22 protein-coding genes are annotated in these 20,671 nt (G+C 64.0%); 4 read left to right on the top strand and 18 right to left on the bottom strand.

Annotated elements, in window-relative coordinates:
• The first annotated feature begins 6 nt into the window (after nt 1-6).
• On the top strand, nt 7-2,901 hold the full coding sequence (gcvP, locus tag GFD32_RS07200) for an aminomethyl-transferring glycine dehydrogenase (protein WP_163575875.1): 2,895 nt from the start codon (nt 7-9) through the stop codon (nt 2,899-2,901).
• A 20-nt stretch (nt 2,902-2,921) separates the two neighbouring features.
• Here the strand turns inward: gcvP and GFD32_RS07205 are convergent, their stop codons facing one another.
• The gene (locus GFD32_RS07205) at nt 2,922-3,839 is read right to left on the bottom strand and encodes a LysR family transcriptional regulator (RefSeq protein WP_163575876.1); all 918 of its coding nucleotides are present in this window, start codon (nt 3,837-3,839) and stop codon (nt 2,922-2,924) included.
• Between the two features lie 233 nt (nt 3,840-4,072).
• Between GFD32_RS07205 and ppnN the strand changes: the two genes are divergently transcribed.
• On the top strand, nt 4,073-5,437 hold the full coding sequence (gene ppnN, locus GFD32_RS07210) for a nucleotide 5'-monophosphate nucleosidase PpnN (RefSeq protein ID WP_163575877.1): 1,365 nt from the start codon (nt 4,073-4,075) through the stop codon (nt 5,435-5,437).
• A gap of 152 nt (nt 5,438-5,589) precedes the next feature.
• On the opposite strand, the gene GFD32_RS07215 is transcribed toward ppnN, so the two are convergent.
• On the bottom strand, nt 5,590-5,958 hold the full coding sequence (locus GFD32_RS07215) for a hypothetical protein (RefSeq protein ID WP_163575878.1): 369 nt from the start codon (nt 5,956-5,958) through the stop codon (nt 5,590-5,592).
• Nucleotides 5,958-6,422 (bottom strand): flavodoxin domain-containing protein, encoded by a 465-nt coding sequence (locus GFD32_RS07220; protein ID WP_163575879.1) that lies wholly within the window; start codon nt 6,420-6,422, stop codon nt 5,958-5,960. Before GFD32_RS07220 ends, GFD32_RS07215 begins: the two co-directional genes overlap by 1 nt.
• A 121-nt stretch (nt 6,423-6,543) precedes the next feature.
• Here GFD32_RS07220 and GFD32_RS07225 point away from each other — a divergent pair, with 121 nt between their 5' ends.
• Nucleotides 6,544-6,753, top strand: a complete 210-nt coding sequence (locus tag GFD32_RS07225) for a DUF2788 domain-containing protein (protein WP_163575880.1) — start codon at nt 6,544-6,546, stop codon at nt 6,751-6,753.
• Between the two features lie 9 nt (nt 6,754-6,762).
• Here the strand turns inward: GFD32_RS07225 and ihfA are convergent, their stop codons facing one another.
• The 13 genes from ihfA to GFD32_RS07290 form a co-directional block, all read right to left on the bottom strand.
• Nucleotides 6,763-7,068 (bottom strand): integration host factor subunit alpha, encoded by a 306-nt coding sequence (ihfA, locus tag GFD32_RS07230; protein ID WP_163575881.1) that lies wholly within the window; start codon nt 7,066-7,068, stop codon nt 6,763-6,765.
• A gap of 103 nt (nt 7,069-7,171) precedes the next feature.
• Nucleotides 7,172-9,553: a phenylalanine--tRNA ligase subunit beta gene (gene pheT, locus GFD32_RS07235; protein WP_163575882.1), complete on the bottom strand. Its 2,382-nt coding sequence runs from the start codon at nt 9,551-9,553 to the stop codon at nt 7,172-7,174.
• A gap of 33 nt (nt 9,554-9,586) precedes the next feature.
• Entirely contained in the window at nt 9,587-10,606 is a 1,020-nt protein-coding gene (gene pheS / locus GFD32_RS07240) for a phenylalanine--tRNA ligase subunit alpha (protein ID WP_163575883.1), read from the bottom strand.
• 117 nt (nt 10,607-10,723) lie between these two features.
• Entirely contained in the window at nt 10,724-11,077 is a 354-nt protein-coding gene (gene rplT / locus GFD32_RS07245) for a 50S ribosomal protein L20 (protein WP_021817421.1), read from the bottom strand.
• Between the two features lie 35 nt (nt 11,078-11,112).
• Nucleotides 11,113-11,307, bottom strand: coding sequence for a 50S ribosomal protein L35 (gene rpmI / locus GFD32_RS07250; protein ID WP_016854829.1), 195 nt, complete (start codon nt 11,305-11,307; stop codon nt 11,113-11,115).
• Nucleotides 11,308-11,394: 87 nt separating this feature from the next.
• Nucleotides 11,395-12,000, bottom strand: a complete 606-nt coding sequence (infC, locus tag GFD32_RS07255; RefSeq protein WP_455429260.1) for a translation initiation factor IF-3 — start codon at nt 11,998-12,000, stop codon at nt 11,395-11,397.
• A complete protein-coding gene (gene thrS, locus GFD32_RS07260) occupies nt 11,984-13,885 on the bottom strand; it encodes a threonine--tRNA ligase (protein ID WP_163575885.1) in 1,902 nt (633 codons plus the stop codon). Before thrS ends, infC begins: the two co-directional genes overlap by 17 nt.
• A 281-nt stretch (nt 13,886-14,166) precedes the next feature.
• Complete coding sequence (locus GFD32_RS07265; RefSeq protein ID WP_163575886.1) at nt 14,167-14,850, bottom strand: OmpA family protein; 684 nt, start codon at nt 14,848-14,850, stop codon at nt 14,167-14,169.
• A 284-nt stretch (nt 14,851-15,134) separates the two neighbouring features.
• Nucleotides 15,135-15,602 carry a DUF2489 domain-containing protein gene (locus GFD32_RS07270; protein WP_163575887.1) on the bottom strand — a complete coding sequence of 156 codons (468 nt, stop codon included), beginning with the start codon at nt 15,600-15,602 and terminating at the stop codon, nt 15,135-15,137.
• Between the two features lie 75 nt (nt 15,603-15,677).
• Nucleotides 15,678-16,565 carry a heme o synthase gene (cyoE, locus tag GFD32_RS07275; RefSeq protein ID WP_240455581.1) on the bottom strand — a complete coding sequence of 296 codons (888 nt, stop codon included), beginning with the start codon at nt 16,563-16,565 and terminating at the stop codon, nt 15,678-15,680.
• An 82-nt stretch (nt 16,566-16,647) separates the two neighbouring features.
• Nucleotides 16,648-17,712, bottom strand: a complete 1,065-nt coding sequence (locus GFD32_RS07280) for a COX15/CtaA family protein (RefSeq protein ID WP_240455565.1) — start codon at nt 17,710-17,712, stop codon at nt 16,648-16,650.
• 45 nt (nt 17,713-17,757) lie between these two features.
• Nucleotides 17,758-18,270: a hypothetical protein gene (locus GFD32_RS07285; RefSeq protein WP_163575889.1), complete on the bottom strand. Its 513-nt coding sequence runs from the start codon at nt 18,268-18,270 to the stop codon at nt 17,758-17,760.
• Nucleotides 18,255-19,037 (bottom strand): SURF1 family protein, encoded by a 783-nt coding sequence (locus GFD32_RS07290; RefSeq protein WP_240455566.1) that lies wholly within the window; start codon nt 19,035-19,037, stop codon nt 18,255-18,257. Before GFD32_RS07290 ends, GFD32_RS07285 begins: the two co-directional genes overlap by 16 nt.
• On the opposite strand from GFD32_RS07290, the gene GFD32_RS07295 reads away from it, so the two are divergent.
• Nucleotides 19,036-19,227 (top strand): DUF2909 family protein, encoded by a 192-nt coding sequence (locus GFD32_RS07295; protein ID WP_163575890.1) that lies wholly within the window; start codon nt 19,036-19,038, stop codon nt 19,225-19,227. The genes GFD32_RS07290 and GFD32_RS07295 overlap by 2 nt on opposite strands.
• On the opposite strand, the gene GFD32_RS07300 is transcribed toward GFD32_RS07295, so the two are convergent.
• Together GFD32_RS07300 and GFD32_RS07305 are read right to left on the bottom strand one after the other, a co-directional pair.
• On the bottom strand, nt 19,224-20,081 hold the full coding sequence (locus GFD32_RS07300) for a cytochrome c oxidase subunit 3 (protein ID WP_163576073.1): 858 nt from the start codon (nt 20,079-20,081) through the stop codon (nt 19,224-19,226). The two genes, GFD32_RS07295 and GFD32_RS07300, sit on opposite strands and share 4 nt — an antisense overlap.
• A complete protein-coding gene (locus GFD32_RS07305; protein ID WP_163575891.1) occupies nt 20,075-20,671 on the bottom strand; it encodes a cytochrome c oxidase assembly protein in 597 nt (198 codons plus the stop codon). Before GFD32_RS07305 ends, GFD32_RS07300 begins: the two co-directional genes overlap by 7 nt.

Here is a 20,671-nt window from a genome sequence, read left to right on the forward strand (position 1 = left end):
TGCTTCATGGTTCATGACACCCGCCGCCTGGCCGACCTGGCCGATCACGATGCCTTCATCCGCCGTCACAACGGCCCCGACGCCGACGACGTGGCCGCCATGCTGGCAACACTGGACATCGACAGTCTCGACGCGTTAATGGCGCGCACGGTACCCGACGACATCCGTTTGGAACGGGAACTCCATCTCGATCCACCGCGCACCGAGCCCGAAGCGCTCGATTACCTGCAGCGCCTGGCGCGCCAGAACAAGGTCTTCAAGACCTACATCGGCCAGGGGTATCACGACACGCACGTGCCGGCGGTCATCCAGCGCAACGTGCTGGAGAACCCCGGCTGGTACACGGCCTACACGCCCTACCAGCCGGAGATCGCCCAGGGCCGTCTCGAGGGGCTGCTCAATTTCCAGCAGATGGTCATGGACCTGACCGGCATGCAGCTGGCCAATGCGTCACTGCTGGACGAGGCCACCGCCGCCGCGGAGGCCATGGCGCTGTGCAAACGGGCCAACAAGAAGGCCAAGAGCAACGCCTTCTTCGTCGCCGATGACGTACTGCCGCAGACCCTGGACGTAGTGCGCACCCGCGCCCACTACTTCGACTACGAGCTGATCGTCGCACCGGCCGATGAAATCGGCGCACATGACGTCTTCGGTGCCCTGCTGCAGTATCCGGGCCAGAGCGGCGAAGTCCGCGACCTGACCCCGCTACTGGCCAGCGCCCGCGAAAAAGGCATCATGACCTGCGTGGCCGCCGACATCATGAGCCTGGTGCTGCTCGCCGAGCCGGGGGCACTGGGTGCCGACATCGTGGTCGGCAACACCCAACGCTTCGGCGTGCCCATGGGGTTCGGCGGCCCCCATGCCGCTTATTTCGCCACCACTGACAAGCTCAAGCGATCGATTCCGGGGCGCATCATCGGCGTCTCCCAGGACAGCCGCGGCCACACCGCCCTGCGCATGGCCATGCAGACTCGCGAGCAACACATTCGCCGCGAGAAAGCCACTTCCAACATCTGTACCGCCCAGGCGCTACTGGCCAACATTGCCGGTTTCTATGCCGTCTACCACGGCGCCGAGGGGCTGACCACCATCGCCACGCGCATCCACCGGCTGACCACCATCCTCGCCGAGGGGCTCACCCGTAACGGCGTGCGCCTGGCCCACGACACCTGGTTCGATACCCTGCGCCTGACCGGCGTGGATGCCAGCAAGATCCATGGCCGGGCGATGACCCACGAGATCAACCTGCGCTATTTCGCAGGCGGCGACATCGGCGTCTCCCTCGACGAGACCACCACCGCCCACGACCTGGATGCGCTCTTCGACGTGCTGCTCGGCGAAGAGCACGACCTGTCGGTCGCCGCGCTGGACGAAGCGGTAGTGAGCGCCGGCAAGAGCGGGATTCCCGCGGGCTGCGAGCGCAAGTCGCCCTTCCTCCAGCACCCCACCTTCCAGCACTATCGCAGCGAGACGGAAATGCTGCGCTACCTGAAGCGGCTCGAGAACCGTGACCTGTCGCTCACCCACGCCATGATCCCGCTGGGCTCGTGCACCATGAAGCTCAACGCCACCAGCGAGATGGTCCCCATCACCTGGCCGGAATTCGCACGCATTCACCCCTTCGCTCCCAAGGAGCAGGTGGCCGGCTACCGGCAGATGATCAATGAGCTGGCCGCTTTCCTGGTGGAGGTGACCGGCTACGATCACATCTCCATGCAGCCCAACTCCGGCGCCCAGGGCGAATACGCCGGGCTGGTGGCCATTCGCCGCTACCAGGCGGCCCAGGGTGAGGAACAGCGCGACGTCTGCCTGATCCCCAGCTCTGCCCACGGCACCAACCCCGCCTCCGCCGCCATGGCCCACATGAAGGTCGTGGTCGTGGAGTGCGATAGCGACGGCAACATCGATCTCGCCGATCTGCGTGACAAGGCCGAGCAGCATAGCGAACGTCTCTCGGCGATCATGCTCACCTATCCCTCCACCCACGGGGTCTTCGAAGCGGGCGTGCGCGAGGCGTGCCGTATCGTCCACGACCACGGCGGCCAGGTCTACATCGACGGCGCCAACATGAATGCCCAGGTCGGCCTGACCCGCCCCGGCGATTTCGGCGGCGACGTCAGCCACCTCAACCTGCACAAGACGTTCTGCATTCCCCACGGCGGCGGCGGCCCCGGCATGGGACCCATCGGCGTCAAGGCGCACTTGGCACCCTTTGTGCCCAACCACGTGGTGACGCCCCTCGACGGGGTCAACGCCGAATGCGGTGCCGTCTCGGCAGCGGCCTTCGGCAGCGCCTCGATCCTTCCCATCTCCTGGGCCTACATCAAGATGATGGGCGCGCGCGGACTACGCCAGGCCACCGAGCTGGCCATCCTCAACGCCAACTACATCGCCAAGCGGCTCGAAACGCACTACCCGATACTCTACCGCGGCAACGGCGGCACCGTAGCCCACGAGTGCATCGTCGACGTCCGCCCCCTGAAGGCGGCTTCCGGCATCACCGAGGAGGACATTGCCAAGCGCCTGATGGACTACGGCTTCCACGCCCCCACCATGTCCTTCCCGGTACCGGGCACGCTGATGGTGGAGCCTACCGAGTCGGAATCGCGCTTCGAGATGGACCGCTTCGGCGATGCCATGATCGCCATCCGCGAGGAGATCGCGAAGGTGGAAAATGGCGAGTGGCCGGCCGACGACAACCCACTGGTCCGCGCTCCGCATACCATGGCCGACCTGATGGATGAAGCCTGGCAGCGCCCCTACTCCCGTGAGCTGGGCGCGTTTCCGTCCGCCGCGGTCAAGGCTGCCAAAGTGTGGCCGGCCGTCAACCGCGTCGACAACGTGCTGGGCGACCGCCAACTGATCTGCTCCTGCCCGAGCATCGACGAGTATCGCGACTAGCGAGGGGCAGGCATCCCCTGTCAGGCCAGATCCACCGGCTGTTCGCCGTGGCCGTAGAGCTCCTGCAGACGCTGCTCGCGGAAACCCTCGAGCAGCCGTACGTAGCGACGCGGCATCTGCGTGCCGGCGCGGATCACCAAGTGCAGTGTTTCGTACTCCGGTCGTGACAGCGCCAGCTCCTTGACCTGACGCTGCCACGGCGAGGTTTCCAGCACCAGACGCGACACGACGGTGAAGCCGAGTCCACGGGCCACGGCATCCAGCACCATGCTCACCTCGTTGGTGAAGCCCTGTCGCCGAAACTGGTCCATCGAGCGAAACTCCTCGGGGAAGTTGCTGCGCAGCAGGCTGCGGGCGTGATTGACGCCGTCGGAGTAATTGATGAAACCGATCCCCATCAGCTCGGCGAGGCCGGTGCCGGCGAAGTCGGCCGGCACCACCAGGCACAGGGCCTCCTGGTGCCACGGCACGCAATCCAGATCGGGGTGGCGCACCGGTTCGGTCACGATCCCCAGATCGTAGCGACCGGCGAGCACGTCGCCGACGATTTCATGACTGAAAGCGAAGCTGTAGTTCACCGTGAGCCCGGCATGCATCTGCTGCTGGCCGAGAATGTACGGGTAGAGCATCAGCCCTACGCTTCCCGGTGAAGCGATGCGACATTCACCGCTGTCCAGGGCATCGTCATCCAGCGAATGGCGGAACTGCTCATGCTCGGCGAACAGACGCAACCCGTAGTCATAGGCTCGGCGGCCCGCCTCGGTCAGCGTGAAACGCCGACCCTGGCGATCCAGCAATGACTTGTCGAGGTAGCGCTCCAACTTGCGCACGTGCTGACTGACGCCGGGCTGAGTCATCTCCAGGCGCTGAGCCGTACGGGTGAAGCTGCCGGTCTCGACCAGGGTGACGAAGGTGCGGAAGTATTGAGCATTGAACATGGGGTTCGCAGGACGCCTCGACGGCTGTCGGAAAGCCTCATTCTAGCAGGCCCCATCGGCCTACGCAGCGCTGCGCCCACCCGAGCGGCGTGGTAGCATCGACACACGAACCATTCCCGATTCCGATGCGTGAACCGGCGAGCCATCGCTGCGATATCGAGACGGCTGCCGACCCGCCGCACGCAGTGCGGCCGCCAACGACGCATCGGAACGACGCGCGACAAGGACGCTCCATGCCCGACACTCTCTCCAGCACCGTTTCACCGCTACGCAGCCTCGAGGTGCTATCCCAGCACGAGGTGAATCGCCTGCGCGACACCTCCAAGAAGGGCCTCCATGACCTGCTGCGACGCTGCGCCCTCGCCGTGCTCAGCTCCGGCAACATGACCGATGACAGCCTGGCACTGATGGAGACCTACCGCGATTTCGACATCGAGGTGCTCCAGCAGGACCGTGGCATCCGCCTCAAGCTCAGCAACGCGCCCGCCGAAGCCTTCGTCGACGGCAAGATGATCCGCGGCATTCGCGAGCACCTGTCCTCGGTGCTGCGCGACATCGTCTACGTCTACAACGAAATCCAGACCCACCAACGCTTCGATCTCTCCACCGGCGAGGGCACCACCAACGCGGTCTTCCACATTCTGCGCAAGGCGGCCATTCTCCAGCCCGGTCGCGACCCCAGCATGGTGGTGTGCTGGGGTGGCCATTCGATCTCGCGGGAAGAGTACGACTACACCAAGAACGTGGGCTATCAGCTGGGACTGCGCGACCTCGACATCTGCACCGGCTGCGGCCCGGGCGCCATGAAGGGCCCGATGAAGGGGGCCAACGTCGCTCACGCCAAGCAGCGGCGCAGTGAAGGCCGCTATCTGGGGATTTCGGAGCCCGGCATCATCGCTGCCGAGGCACCCAACCCACTGGTCAACGAGCTGGTAGTGATGCCCGACATCGAGAAGCGTCTGGAAGCCTTCGTCCGCGTGGGACATGGCATGGTGGTATTCCCTGGCGGCGTCGGCACTGCCGAGGAGATTCTCTACCTGCTGGGAATTCTGCTGCATCCCGACAACGTCGACATGGCCATGCCGGTGATCTTCACCGGCCCGGCCAGCGCCGCCGACTACTTCCGCCGCATCGACGAATTCCTCGGCTACACCCTCGGCGACGCCGTGCGCGACAAGTATCGCATCATCGTCGACGATCCCGTCGAAGTGGCTCGTGCGCTGCGCAAGGGTGTCGACGAGGTCACCGACTTTCGCCTCACTCACCAGGATGCTTTCCACTTCAACTGGCGATTGACCATCGCCCGTGACTTCCAGGCACCTTTCGAGCCGACCCACCAGGCGATGGCCAGCCTGGCACTGCACCGCGAACAGCCGGTCCACGAGCTGGCAGCCAATCTGCGCCGTGCCTTTTCGGGCATCGTGGCCGGCAACGTCAAGGAACAGGGCCTGCGAGCGATCGAGGCCCATGGCCCCTTTCAGCTCCATGCCGAGCCCGAGCTGATGCGCCACCTCGACGAGCTGCTGGGCTCGTTCGTCGCCCAGGGCCGCATGAAGTTGCCTGGCAAGGCCTACGAGCCCTGCTATACGCTGAAGTGACAGCGAGTGCTACGCTTTGTCTGAAAACTGCCTGCGCTCGGTCATACGTCGTTAAAAATCGGCTCAAAGTACTCATTTACACCACGTAAACTCCGTCTTTTCACCGATTTTTGCCTTGTCTGTCCATCGCTCGACGACTTTTCGGACAAAGCTTAGACGCTGGAGGCCCTGCCCCACAGCCACAACGCATGCAGCAGCAGCCCCAGCGTCGCGCCGTGAGCCAGCAGCAGTTGCCAGCTGAGCCAATCGCTCATCACGGCGTGCCACAGCGCCATGCCGACCGCACCAGCCACCAGACACAGTCCCAATCGCTTGAGCAGCGCCGGCAGCCGACGGCGCTGCTCCGCTACCAAAAGCCGCCAGTTCAGCGTCGTGACCACGGCTACCACGACCAGTGCCATGAGAATCAGCGACAGCCGGGTGTCATGGCCGCCGGCCAGGTAGCGTGGCACGGTGGCGACCATCAGCACGAGCAGCCCCAGCATGAGGCTGAACCGCTCCGCGGTCGGTTGCGCCATCATCAGGCCACCTTGAGCTGCTGATCCTCTATCCACTCCTCTACCCAGGGCAAGGCAGCGTCATCGGCCATGAAGGTCTCCATGGCATCGACCTCCAGGCGCTCGCCCAGGCGGCTGGCGCCCAAACCGGCGAGCATTTCGTCGAGACGTCGGCCGGCGCCGCAGAACGTCTCGCCATAGGAACTATCGCCCAAAGCGATCAATCCGTAGCGCAGCCAGGTCAGAGAAGGACTCCGCTCGTCGAGCGCGCGGGCAAAGGGCACGAAGTTGCCGGGGAAATCCCCGCTGCCGGTGGTGGAAACGCAAAACAACGCCAGCTCCGGCGAAGTGTCGACCAGATCTTCGAGGGTCGGCTGCTCGAGAATGACGACCTCGTAACCAGCCGCCTCGAACAGCGGGCTGACTTGTTCGGCAACATCGAGGGCGCCGCCATACATGGTTCCAACGAAGATTTTCAGCATCGGCATGTCGTGGGGATACCTGAGTGTTTTTAATCGGAAAATGACGTGACGCGCACCGCTGGCGCATCATCATGCACTCGCAATCAAGTCCGAGTACAATGCTCGGACTTCGTTCACGGGAGGCAGCATGACAGCAACCTTCGAAGCCTGGATCACTCCGATCATGATCGGTGGCTTGATCCTGTTCATGGGCTTCATCATCTGGGATCTGGCAAAACAATCCCAAGCCGGACGCTTCGGCACCCTGATGCTGTTCGTGGTGCTTGGCGCCGGCATGCTGGGCTACATTCTCAAGGTCGTCATCACCTGGCTGATCGAGCGCGGCGGCGGCATATGACAGCCGTCGTCATTGCGGTGCCGGCCCTTCGTAGCCCTCCACCTGACTCTTGAGTTTCTGTCCGGGGCGGAAGGTCACCACCCGCCGCGCAGAAATGGGAATCTCCTCCCCGGTCTTGGGGTTGCGCCCCGGCCGCTCGCGCTTGTCGCGCAGATCGAAGTTACCGAAACCGGACAGCTTGACCTGCTCGTTCTCGCGCAGACAGGCACGGATCTCCTCGAAAAAGGTCTCCACCATCGCCTTGGACTCCCGTTTGGTGAGCCCCAGTTCCGCGTGGAGATGCTCGGCCAACTCAGCCTTGGTCAACGCACCCATGTCGTCTCCCTCATGGTGGGCGGTCCACCCCGTCGCCGGTGCGACGAACAGGGCGCCACCGAAAACGGTCGCGCCCTTGCGTCATCCGCCATGGCGGAACTCGTCAACCGCGTAGTTCGGCACCCAGGTGCTGCTGCGATTCGGCGACGATGGCATCGACCAACTGATTGATTTCCTCGTCATTCAGCGTGCGCGAAGGATGCTGCCAGGTCAAGCCCAAGGCCACGCTCTTGCGGCCCTGGGGTACGCCCTTGCCCCGATAGACATCGAACAGCCGGCTTTCGGTGAGCCACTCACCGGCATGGGTGCGCAGCGTATCCAGCAGCGCCTGGACCGGCAGGCTCTCATCGACCAGGAACGCCAGGTCGCGGCGCACCTCCGGGTAGCGCGACAAGGGGCTGAAGGCGGCAATGCGGCCTTGAGTCAGCGCCTCCTGGCGTACCTCGAACAGCAGCGCATCGCTGCGCAGGCCCAGCCGGGCTCTTACACCAGGGTGCAAGGTACCAATCCAGCCTACCGCCTCGCCGCGATGGAGGATGCGCGCGCTTTGACCGGGGTGCAACGCAGGATGCCCGGCGGGCTCGAAACGCCAGGACTCGGGCTCGCCGCCCAGACCGATCAGGCTCTCCAGGTCGCCCTTGAGGTCGAAGAAATCGACTCTCTCCCGGCCCCCGGCCCAGCCTTCCGGCTCGCGCGGCCCGCTCACCAAGGCTCCCAGCATGGGCGTTTGCTCGAGGGCATCCAGCTCCCCACGAAACACCAGGCCAGCCTCGAAGAGGCGCACCCGATTCTGCTGGCGATTGAGATTGTATTCGAGCGCTCGCACCAGCCCCGGAAACAGGCTCGCGCGCATCACCGACAGGTCGCTGGAAATCGGGTTGGCCAGCCGCGGCGACACGGCATCGGGGAGCAGCACCGCTTGCAGCTCGGGCGCTACGAAGCTGTAGGTCACGGCTTCCTGGTAGCCGCGGGCCACCATCTGTCGACGCAGGCGGGAGAGCGGCACGCGGGCTTCATGGTCGGCGCGCAACCCCAGGCGGGCCTTGGGACGCCGTACCGGCAGGCGATTGTAGCCGTGGATGCGCGCCACCTCCTCGATGAGGTCCTCTTCGATGGCGATGTCGAAACGCCAGCTCGGCACGCGGATTTGCCAGCCATCGGCCGAGGCGGTGACCGCCATGCCCAACCGCTCGAGAATGTCGGCGACCTCCTCCGCCGGCAGCCCCTTGCCGAGAGCCTGCTCGAGGCGTGCCGCACGCAACCGCACCTCACGCTCACCGGGCAGGTGGTCATCGTTGCGCGCCTCCACCAGCGGGCCGGGCTTCCCACCCGCGATATCGACGAGCAACCATGTGGCCCGCTCCACTGCCTCGCTGGTCAACCGAGGGTCGACGCCGCGCTCGAATCGGTGCGAGGCATCGGTGTGCAGGCCGTAGGTACGTGCTTGGCCGGCTACCGCCAAGGCCGAGAAGAACGCCGACTCGAGAAAGATGTCGCTCGTGGCTGCGTTCACGCCGGAATGCTCGCCCCCCATGACCCCAGCAATGGCCAGCGGGCCGCGCTCGTCGGCGATCACCAGGGTGTCATTGCGCAGGGCGACGGTCTGACCGTCGAGCAGCACCAACTGCTCGCCCTCGCGAGCCAGGCGCACGATGACGGTACCCTGGAGGTTGGCACGGTCGAAGGCGTGCAGCGGCTGGCCGAGCTCGAGCATCACGTAGTTGGTGACATCGACCACCGCATCGATCGAGCGCAGACCGCTGCGACGCAGCCGCTCGACCATCCACAACGGCGTTTCGGCGGTCACGTCGACCCCCTTGATCAGCCGGCCGATGTAGCGCGGGCAGCGCTCGGCATCCTCGACGCGCACCGCAAAGGTCTCATCATGGCAAGAGGCCACCGGTTCAGTGCTCGGCCCCTCCACTGCCAGGCGATTGAGCACCCCCACTTCGCGAGCCAAGCCCTTGATGCTCAGGCAATCGCCGCGGTTGGGAGTGAGGTCGACCTCGACGCAGTGATCGTCGAGGCCCATCCAGGCCCGAAAGTCCTCGCCCACCGGCGCATCGGCCGGCAGCTCGAGAATCCCGCTCGACGTCTCCTCGGCCATGCCCAGCTCGGAAGCGGAACAGATCATGCCGCGCGACTCGACGCCGCGCAGCTTGGCCTTCTTGATGGTGAAGTCGCCAGGCAATACGGCGCCGACCCGAGCGAAGGGCACCTTCTGCCCCGCCGCTACGTTGGGCGCCCCGCATACCACCTGCGCCAGCTCGCCGCTGCCGTCCTCGACCTGGCAAAGCGACAGCTTATCGGCATTGGGATGGGGCTCCTTGCTCACCACCTCGCCCACCACAACGCCCGAGAAAAGCGCGGCCGCCGGCTCGATGGCATCGACTTCCAAGCCGGCCATGGTAATCTGGTCGGCCAACCCCTGGACATCCAGCTGCGGCGACACCCACTCGCGCAGCCACTGTTCGGAAAATTTCATGACGAACCCCGTGTACTGTGTAGTGAAGTCGGCTCAGGCGAATTGGCGCAGGAAGCGCAGATCGTTGTCGAAGAACAGGCGCAAGTCGTTCACCCCATACCTCAACATGGCCAGGCGTTCGGCACCCATGCCGAAAGCGAAGCCCTGGTAGCGCTCCGCATCGATGCCCGAATGCCGGAACACTTCGGGATGCACCATGCCGCAGCCCATCACTTCCAACCAGCCGCTGTGACCGCACACCCGGCAGCCATCGCCGGAGCACATCACGCACTGAATATCGACCTCGGCCGAGGGTTCGGTAAAAGGGAAGTAAGAAGGCCGGAAGCGCACCGACAGATCGTCACGCTCGAAGAAGGCGTGCAGGAAATCCTCGATGGTGCCCTTGAGGTCGGCGAAGCTGACGTCTTCATCGACCAGCAGCCCCTCGACCTGGTGGAACATCGGCGTATGGGTCAGGTCGGAATCGCTGCGATAGACTCGCCCCGGACAGACGATGCGGATCGGCGGCGCCTGCTCCTTCATGGTGCGCACCTGAACCGGCGAGGTATGGGTACGCAGCAGGCGGGTGGCATCGAAGTAGAAGGTGTCCGCCATGCCGCGGGCCGGATGGTGAGCGGGGATGTTGAGCGCTTCGAAGTTATGATAGTCGTCTTCGATCTCCGGCCCCACCGCCACATCGTACCCAACACGGGTGAACAGCCCCTCGATGCGCTCCAGGGTCATGGTCACCGGATGCAGCCCACCGCTGGCCTGGCCTCGCCCTGGCAGGGTCACGTCGAGGCGCTCGTCAGCCAGACGCGCCTCGAGTTCGGCCTTCTCCAGCGCCTGGCGACGTACGTCGAGCTCCTCGGCGAGCGCCTGCTTGGCCTGGTTGATGCGTTCCCCCGCCACCGGGCGTTCGGCAGCAGGCAGAGCACCGAGGCCCTTGAGCAGAGCGGTGATCTCACCCTTCTTGCCCAGGTAGTGCACACGTAACTCGTCGAGTGCCGAAATGCTCCCGGCAGCCTGAATCGCCTCGCGGGCCTCGGCAACCAGTGTGGGAAGATGATCCATCCGTTATGCTCCGAATCTGATAAAAAAACAGGGGAAGAGCGGCTGCTCTTCCCCTGTGACGGATCGGCGTCAGTTCGGGTCGGCCAGCGCCGACCCGGCACCCTCGGTCGACACCACTTACTGGGCAGCCTTGGCCTTCTCGACGATGGCGGCAAACGCTGCCTTCTCGTGAACGGCCAGGTCGGCCAGCACCTTGCGGTCGATCTCGATGCCGGCCTTTTTCAAACCGCCCACGAACCGACTGTAGGACAGGCCATGCTGGCGTGCACCGGCATTGATACGCTGGATCCACAGGGCGCGGAACTGACGCTTGCGCTGACGACGGTCGCGATAGGCATACTGGCCGGCCTTGATGACCGCCTGCTTGGCCACGCGAAAGACGCGCGAACGGGCACCATAATAGCCCTTGGCCTGCTTGAGAATCTTCTTGTGACGACGACGAGCGACGACACCACGCTTGACACGAGTCATGTTTCACTCCTGACGTTGAAAGGGTCTACCAAGGTTCAGAGGTTGGGCAGCATGCGCTGAACGAGCTGCTTGTCGGCGTCGTGGATCTGCTTCATACCACGCAGCTGACGCTTCCGCTTGGTGGACTTCTTGGTCAGGATGTGGCTCCGAAACGACTGCTTGTGCTTGAAGCCGTTGGCCGTCTTCTTGAAGCGCTTGGCAGCGCCACTGTTGCTCTTGATTTTCGGCATGAGATGAACTCCGCTCGAGAATTTTTCAGAAAATCCGGGGCCGATGGCCGACGCAAGCGCCGACCACCCGTTTGACGGGCCTTCGGATCACTTCTTCTTGGGGGCAAGAATCATGATCATCTGGCGCCCTTCCATCTTGGGGAAGGATTCCACGGTACCGATCTCTTCGAGATCGGCCGCCACCCGCTCCATCAGCCGACGGCCGATGTCCTGGTGTGCCATTTCACGACCGCGGAAACGCAGCGTGACCTTACCCTTGTCACCACTTTCGAGGAAACGCGTCAGGTTCTTCAGCTTGACCTGATAGTCACCCTCGTCCGTGTTAGGCCGGAATTTGACTTCCTTGACCTGAATCTGCTTGGTCTTCTTCTTTTGAGCCGCCTTCTGCTTCTTCTGCTCGAAGACGAACTTGCCGTAATCCATGATCTTGCAGACGATCGGATCGGCATTGGAAATCTGGACGAGGTCCATACCGGCGGCTTCGGCACGCTCCAGCGCCTCGCTGGTGGGCACGATGCCCAACTGCTCGCCGTCGCTGTCGATCAGGCGAACCTGATCCTCGGTAATGCGCTCGTTCATTGGGGGGCGCTTGTCTTGTACACGCCCTCTAGGGTTGCTTCGCTTGATCGTTCCGTCTCCGTTCCGGTAATTGACGATGCCGTTGCCAACTCTGTCTTTACCAACCTTCGGCACGCAGCCGATCGATGAGACCATCGACGGGCATGGTACCGAGGTTCTCGCCACTGCGTGTCCGCACGGCGACCGAGTCGGCCTCGACCTCCTTATCTCCTACCACCAGGAGATAGGGAACTTTCTGCAACGTATGCTCGCGGATTTTAAAGCCGATCTTCTCGTTCCTCAAGTCCGCCTTGACGCGCAGGCCGATTTTCTGCAGGCGTTGCTCGAGATCCTGGGCATAATCGCGCTGAGCGTCGGTGATGGTCATCACCACCGCCTGCTCGGGCGCCAGCCAAAGCGGCATGGCACCGGCATAATGCTCGATCAGAATGCCGATGAAGCGCTCGAACGACCCCAGGATGGCCCGGTGCAGCATGACCGGCGTCTTGCGTTCGCCGTCCTCGTCGACGTACTGCGCCCCTAAACGCCCCGGCAGATTGAAATCGAGCTGTAGGGTACCACACTGCCAGACACGATTGAGACAGTCGCGCAGGGAAAACTCGATCTTGGGGCCATAGAAGGCGCCCTCCCCCGGCTGCAGCTCCCAATCGAGTCCGGTGGCATTCAGCGCCGCCTCCAACCCGGCTTCCGCACGATCCCAGAGCTCGGGTTCGCCCAGGAAGTCGTCTTCGGGACGCGTCGAGAGCTTGAGCTCGACGTCCTCGAAGCCCAGCTCGCGATACACCTTCAGAGTCAACGCGATGAAGGCCTCGGCCTCGGCCTGTATCTGGCCTTCGGTACAGAAGATGTGAGCGTCATCCTGAGTGAAGGCCCGTACCCGCATCAGACCATGCAGGGAGCCGGAAGGCTCGTTGCGGTGACAGCTGCCGAATTCGGCCAGGCGCAAGGGAAGATCCCGATAGCTCTTCAGCCCCTGGTTGAAGACCTGCACGTGACAGGGACAATTCATCGGCTTGACGGCGTATTCGCGCTTTTCCGACTCGGTGGTGAACATCAGCTCACTGTAGTGGCCCCAATGACCGGATTTCTTCCACAACGAGAGATCCACCACCTGAGGCGTCTTGATCTCCTGATAGCCGTGCTCGATCTGCACGCGGCGCATGTATTGCTCGAGCGCCTGGTAGAGGGTCCAGCCGTTGGGATGCCAGAACACCATGCCCGGCGCCTCTTCCTGGAGATGGAAGAGATTCATGCGCTTGGCCAGTTTGCGGTGGTCGCGCTTCTCCGCCTCTTCGAGGCGCTTTAGGTAGGCCTTGAGCTGCTTCTTGTCGGCCCAGGCCGTGCCGTAGATGCGCGTCAGCATCGGCTTCTCGGCATCGCCGCGCCAGTAGGCGCCAGCCAGCTTGGTCAGCTTGAAGGCCTTGAGGTGGCGCGTATTGGGCACGTGCGGCCCACGGCACATATCGACGTATTCCTCATGGTGGTAGAGACGGATGGTCTCCCCCTCGGGAATCTCGCGCACGATCTCCTGCTTGTAGGGTTCGTCGCGATGCAGGAAGGTCAGCATCGCCTGGTCGCGATCGGCGTACTCGCGCACCACGTCGTACTCGTGGTCGATCAGTGCTTTCATGCGCGTTTCTATCGTCGCCAGGTCGTCAGGCGTGACAGACTGGCCGAAGTCGATGTCGTAATAGAAGCCGTCTTCGATCACCGGTCCGATGGCCATCTTGGCCTCGGGGTAGAGCTGCTTGACGGCATGGCCGATCAGGTGGGCGCAGGAGTGGCGAATGATCTCGAGCCCCTCGGCATCCTTGGCGGTGATGATCGACACCTCGGCATCGTGGTCGATGACATCGGCAGCATCGACCGGCTCACCGTCGATCTTGCCGGCCACGCATGCCTTGGCGAGGCCAGGGCCGATGGACTCGGCCAACTGCATCACGGTCAGGGATTCGGAGAAGGTTTTCTGACTGCCGTCGGGCAGGGTCACGATGGGCATGCAAGCATCCTTTGCGCAGTGGTGATCCATACCAAGGATCACATGTCGCGGTTCATGGCGTGTGAAACGGCGCCAAGGCACACGGCCCACCCACTACTTTGGGCAAAAGAGGGTCGGTTTCCACCGCCCCGCCGCGCGCCGCGCCAAGCGCGTATCTTAGCAGAGCCCCATACTGCCGTGCCACGGCCAAACAGACATCGGGGGTGCCCGAAGGCACCCCCGATTGACGGGCCATTGGTCCGTCTTGGCATCACCTTGGCACGCCTGAACGTGCCTGGGTGTTAGTTGCTGATCTCGACCCGACGGTTCTGGGCGCGACCCGCGTCGGTCTCATTGGTGGCAACCGGACGCTCTTCCCCGTAGCCCATGGTACGCATGCGGCTGGCGTCGATGCCCTGGGAAACCAGGTAGTCCTTGACGGAGTCCGCGCGACGCTGCGAGAGATCGCGGTTGTACTCGGCGCTACCGATGGAGTCGGTATGGCCGGCGATGTTGACGTTGATCTCGGTGTTCTCGTACAGCGTCTCCGCCACCTCATCCAGCGTGACCTCCGCAGCGGGGCGCAACTCGGCCGAATCGAAAGCGAAGTTGACGTCACTGGAGAGCGTGACCGTCTCGAACTCGGGTTCCGGTTCGGGTTCCGGTGCCGGCTCAGGCATGGGTTCCGGTTCGGGTTCCGGCTCCGGGGTACGATCCGCGCAGAGGAGTCCGCCAATGGCGGCAGCCGTGGTAAAGCCGATGGCCGTGCCCGCTTCTTCGTCGGACTCGCCGCTGGTGGCATGGCCGATACCGCCACCCACCAAACCGGCGGCAATGCCGCAAACGACCGGCTGCTGGTACCAGGCGCGCTTGCTGGAGGTATCGCTGGAAGCGCTTGAGGCCCCGCCGTCGATCGTGGTGGCACAGCCCGAAAGGCCGACAACCAGTGCAGACCCCAGCAGCAATCCTGTCGTTGATGTCTTCATTCAAGACTCCTTCTCATCGTCTATCCGTAACGCTCGTCGTGAGCAACGGACGTACAGGGGAAATACGTGACCCGGCGCTTACCAGTCTAGATCTTTCGTCACCAGACAATTACCAGTGTAGAGGTTAAAACGGGTGACTCAAGCCGCTGGCGAAGAGTCGCTCATCCAGGCCGCTCACGATCCATGCGCCTGCAGGCAGGGCATGGGCGAGAGACTGCCGCAGCCTCGGCAGCGATGCAAACGATATTTCGGGCAGTTTACACTTGTGCAACACGCATCTGTCGTCAGTGCAGGCTCGCCGGCCAATCGCGGCGAAAGACCAGCACGGCCTGGGCAGCCTCCAGCACCGGTTCGCGCAGCTCATTCTCCACCGCCAGGCGCTCCTTGTCTTCTCGCATCCGGTCGCGCGGAGCCAGCGCCTGGCGTGCCGAGTGAGTGTGGAGGTGGCTGGTGCGGGCATAGAGCTCGCCGAACACCCGGAAATCGTCCCGCTCGATCAATCGAGGGTCGAGTATTTCCAGCAGTACCTTGCAGCGCCAGGCACCTTCGGTGATGTCGACCTGTTCCTGAAGCAGAGCCGAAGCGACCATTTCCAGGTTTTCCAGGCAATTCTGGTGTGCCTGTCGCTGCTCATCTCGATGAAAGGCCCGGCGGCGGCGAACCTCACGCCATAGCGTTACGGCATAGGCGCCGAGCCCGGCGATGATCGCCAGCCCCAGCGCCAGCAGGATCAGGGCAGTGGTGGTCGTCATGGGATATCCACGCAGTAAGAATGTGGGCGACGCATTGTATCGCATCACGCCGCCACATCAGACCCTGGGAAAACGCTACCCCCAGGCCCACCCGGTCGCATAGTGATCCAGCAACAGCACGCCGAAAACGCCAAGGATGTAACGGATCGAAAACCAGAATGCCGCCAGCGGCGCACGGGGATCCTCCCCCCGCCACACCCGCCAGTTCCAGACCATGAAGCGGGCGTTGAGCGCCATCACGCCCAGCAGGTAGAGCGCGCCGCTCATGCCGATGACGAACGGCAACAGCGTCACTGCCACGGTCAGCCAGCCATACAGCCACACCTGCAGCCGGGTGAACGCTTCGCCATGGGTGACCGGCAGCATGGGCACGCCCGCCCTGGCGTACTCATCGCGCTTGTGAATCGCCAACGCCCAGAAATGGGGCGGCGTCCAGGCGAAGACGATCAACACCAGCAGCAGCGGTTCCGGCCCCAGCTGACCGGACACCGCCGTCCACCCGAGCAGCGGAGGCGCCGCGCCAGCCAGCCCGCCAATGACGATGTTCTGTGGCGTGGCCCGCTTGAGAAAGGTCGTGTAGATCAGCGCATAGCCAAGCAGTGAACCTAGAGTGAGCCAGGCCGTCAGCGCGTTCACCTGCCACAGCAATAACCCGATCCCTGCCACCGACAGCAGCGTTGCCCAAGCCAGCGCCACCGGCGTGGGCATACGTTGGGTAGCCAAGGGGCGCCGCGAGGTACGCAGCATCATGGCATCCAGGCGACGGTCGACCACGTGATTGAATGCCGCCGCACCACCGGCCGACAGAGCGATCCCCACGAGCCCGAACGCCACTGCCTGTGGCGAGGGCAGCGTAGGCGATGCCAGCGCCATGCCCACCAGGGCGCAGACCAGCATCACCACCACCACGCGGGGCTTGCACAAAGTGACCAGGTCGCGCCACGACCAGTTCGTCTGGTCCATGGCGACGAGCGGGCCCTTCAAGATGCCCCGGATGCTTTGGCGCTTGATTGCCGCATTAGCCATGCGTCCACTCCTTGCCCGTTCATTGTTCGTTCATCACGTGGTGCGCCTCGGAAAAGCGCCATCGCCACACGGCCAGCACCAGACCGATCACCAGCGCCACGGCACCGGCCGTGTGCAGCAGCGCCAGCCACAGCGGCAGCCACAGCAGCACATTGGCCACGCCCAGGCCCAATTGGCCCCCATAGACTGCCAGCAACCCACCCAGCCAAGGCCGCATGGCAACCATGCGCCAGTGGCGAACGGCCAGCAGCACGATCACCCCGCCCAGCAGCATGGCCCCGAGCCGGTGCCCGTGATGAATGGCCACCCGGGCCTCGGCATGCAACTGGCCATGCAGGTAGTTGGGCCCCACGGTCTGGGTGAGATGGAACCCTTCGCTCCAATCCATGCTCGGCCACCACTGGCCGTTGCAGGTGGGAAAGCCCTGACAGGCGATGCCCGCGTAGTTGCTGGATACCCAGCCGCCCAACGCCAGTTGCAGGACCAGCAAAGCAATCGCTGCGCCCCACAGCGGCGTCAGGCGGCGCGGCACGGGGACGACGTCGGGACGTCGAGCGAACCGACGCAGGCGAAGATGCAGCCACAGGAAGAGCGTGAGCACCGTCAGCCCGCCCAGCAAGTGCAGGGTGACCACCTGCGGCCATAACTGGAGCGTCACGGTGAAAGCTCCGAACGCCCCCTGCACGAGGATGGCGACCAGCAGCGCCAAGTTGACCCGCCAGGGATAGCCGGGGCGGCGGCGCAGCCCGATGCCGAGAGCCAGCAATGCAATTACCATCAGCCCCAGCAGCGATGCGATATAGCGATGCACCATCTCGACCCAGGCCTTGAAGGACTCGAGCGGGGCATGGGGGGAATGCAGCAGCGCTCGTTCCGCATCCGGCACCACCAACGCACCGTAGCAGCCCGGCCAATCGGGACAGCCCAGCCCCGCATCCACCAAGCGCGTCCAGGCGCCCACCAGAACCACTACGGCCGTAAAAGCCACGCCCGCAAGGCTCAGCACCTTGAGCCAGCGCAAACGCACGGCATCGGGCGATGCCGTCCGCCCTTTCGGCAATCCCTGGGTTAACGAGTCGCTCACCGTGCCTCGCTCCTTGTCAACGTCATCTCCTCACAACGCGCGCCACTACGGCTCGGGGTTCATGCTCAGCAGGCGCTCGACATCGTCGAGCACGTCGCTGGGATCCACCTGTGCCGAATAGCCCAACACCGCACGACCTTGCGGGTCGAGAACCCACAGCCGGCCCGGTGTCTGCCACTGGGGCACCGACGCCCACTGCACGGCACTCTCGCCCGGCAACGGCTCGCCCTCACCGCCGACTCGCAGACGGCTCACCCGCGGCGCTTCGCGGCCCAGCGCCCGATGCAGACGCCACCACTGATCGGCCAAGCGCTCGCAGTCATCGGAGCAGTCGTAGGCCAACAGCCAATCGTCGTCGTCATGGCTCGCTCTCTCGGTCAGCGGCCACTGCGCAAGCGCAGGAATGTCGGGATCCAGCTCCCCGTGAGCGGTGCGCTCTTCGGGAATGCCCACGCGCCACTCCACCATCCCCCACGCCACCACCATCGGTGCTGCGAAGATGGCAATCAACGCCAGCAACTTGAAGCGCTGACGGCGCGGATTCAACGACTGTGCCATGCGCTCTCTCCCTCCTTCTCTGAACCGCGCCCCATCACCTCCGGATCGCGCCGGCGACCGCGGCGTCTGCGCCGGCCGCCCACGACCATCACTACCAGGGCCGCCAAAGCCAGCCCCCACCACTGCACGGCATAGCCGAGGTGGCGGCTGGGGGGCATCACGCTGGGCTGCCACCACTCGGGGTAGGCGCCATCCCCCCGAGTCACGTGCAGCCATCCCTCGTAGGCGAAACTCTCCAGGTCGGGCCACGCGTTCAGGTCGATGCGCTGCACGCGCCGCCCTTCCCGGTTGGGGCCATACACCGGCGCCGACTCTCCCGCCGATTGCCAACGCCCTTCGACGCTGACACGCCCCGACGGCGTCTCCGCCTCCGGCGTTTCACGACTCGGTCCGGTGGCCAGGAAGCCACGCTGCACCAGCCACAGGCGACCGGCGCCGTCGCGCAACGGGGTGAGCACGGCAACGCCCAGCTGCCCGTCTCGAGTCCGGTTGTCGAGGAACAAAGTATGGTCGGCCAGATACTCGCCTTTCAGGGTGACTCGAGCGCCCTCGGGCGGCGTCGACGCAGGCGATTCCAGATGCGGCGCCGAATCCAGGCGCTCGAGGTAGGCACGCTTGTCGGCGGCACGCTCCCACTGCCATAGTCCCAGCAGAAGCCCGAGCACGACCACCAGCAACCAGAACCCGTACCATAGCCACCGGTAGACACCGCCGTGACGGATAACCAACGCCTCCCCCTCCCTCGACCCGCGCATGGAGAATGACATGCTGTTGAAAACCCTGATTGCCGCTGCCTTCATTGCCATCGTCGCCAGCATCGCCGCCGGTGCCGGCTTTCTGCTGACCGACGACACGCGTTCCCGGCGGCTGCTGGTATCGCTCAAGGTGAGAATCGTCCTGACCCTCGTCCTGCTGGCCCTGCTGCTGTATGGCTTTCTGCTCGGCGACCTGGGTTAGAAAACGTAGACGAACAGAAACAAGCCGATCCACACCACATCCACGAAGTGCCAGTACCAGGCGGACGCCTCGAAGCCGAAATGGTGATCGGGCGAAAAGTGCTGGCGATGGATGCGCGCCAGCATCGTCGCCAGAATCACCGTACCGATGATGACGTGCAGGCCGTGGAAGCCGGTGAGAATGAAGAAGGTCGCACCATAGATACCCGCCTCCAGGGTGATGCCGTAGTGGGCATAGGCCTCGTAGTACTCGACCCCCTGAATGACGATGAAGCACAGCCCCAGCAGCACCGTACCCGCGAGCCAGTTGCGGCAGGTCGCGCGATAGCCCTCCTTGAGCGCTTCGTGCGCCACGGTGAGGGTGATGCTGGAAGAAACCAGTATCAGGGTATTGACCAGCGGTAGCTGCCAGGGGCTGAGTACCTCACGCGGGCCGGCAACGTCGCCCGGCGGATTCAGCAACGGCCAATGTGCGGTGAACTCCGGCCATAGCAATGCCGCCACGCCCTTCTCACCCTCGCCGCCCAGCCACGGCACGGCAAAGGTACGCACGTAGAACAGCGCGCCGAAGAAAGCCGCGAAGAACATCACTTCAGAGAAGATGAACCAACCCATGCCCCAGCGGAACGAGCGATCCATCTGGGCGTCGTAGAGCCCTTGGCGGGACTCGCGCACCACGTCGCGAAACCATAGCGCCATGACGGCCAGCACGCCGGCCAGACCGATGGCCATGATGGGACTGCCCGAACCGTGCACCAGTAGCATGCCGGCGCCTACCATCATCACGCCCACCGCCAATGACCCAAGCGCCGGCCACTTGCTGGACGCGGGTACGTAGTAACTGCCACTCATGATTGTTCTCCTTCCAGGCTCTGTGCACTCGCCTGCTGCGGCGCGTCGCGATCCTCCACCGGGTAGAGGGTGTAAACCAGGGTGACGGTGTTGACGTCATCGGGAAGATCACGCGACAGCTGGAACACCAGCGGAATCTCCCGCCGCTCACCGGCCCCTAGCCGCTGCTCCTGGAAGCAGAAGCAGCTGATCTTGCGTAGATGCAGTGAGGCCTTGGAGGGCGACACGCTGGGTACCGCTCGCCCCCAGCTTTCACCGTCACCATGATTGTCGAAGGTGAAGCTCACCTCGGTGGGCTGACCGGGGTGCACCCGTATCTGGCGTGTCTCCACGTCCAACCCCCAGTTCAGCCCCGAACCGCTTCGCGTAATGAACTGCACGGTGACCAAGCGGGACTCGTCCACACCATCGTGCATCACCGCCTGGGCCGTGTTGTTGGTCTTGCCGTTCAGGCCGGTGACCTCGCAAAAGACGTCGTAAAGCGGCACCAGAGCGAAGGCGAAGGCGAACATGCCTGCCAATGCCGCCACGCTACGCCACACCGTACGGCGCACGCCCTCGCGCGGATCGTCAGATGATTGCGGAGTCGTCAT

It is taken from the genome of Halomonas faecis (genome assembly GCF_010993975.1).
GTDB lineage: Bacteria > Pseudomonadota > Gammaproteobacteria > Pseudomonadales > Halomonadaceae > Halomonas > Halomonas faecis.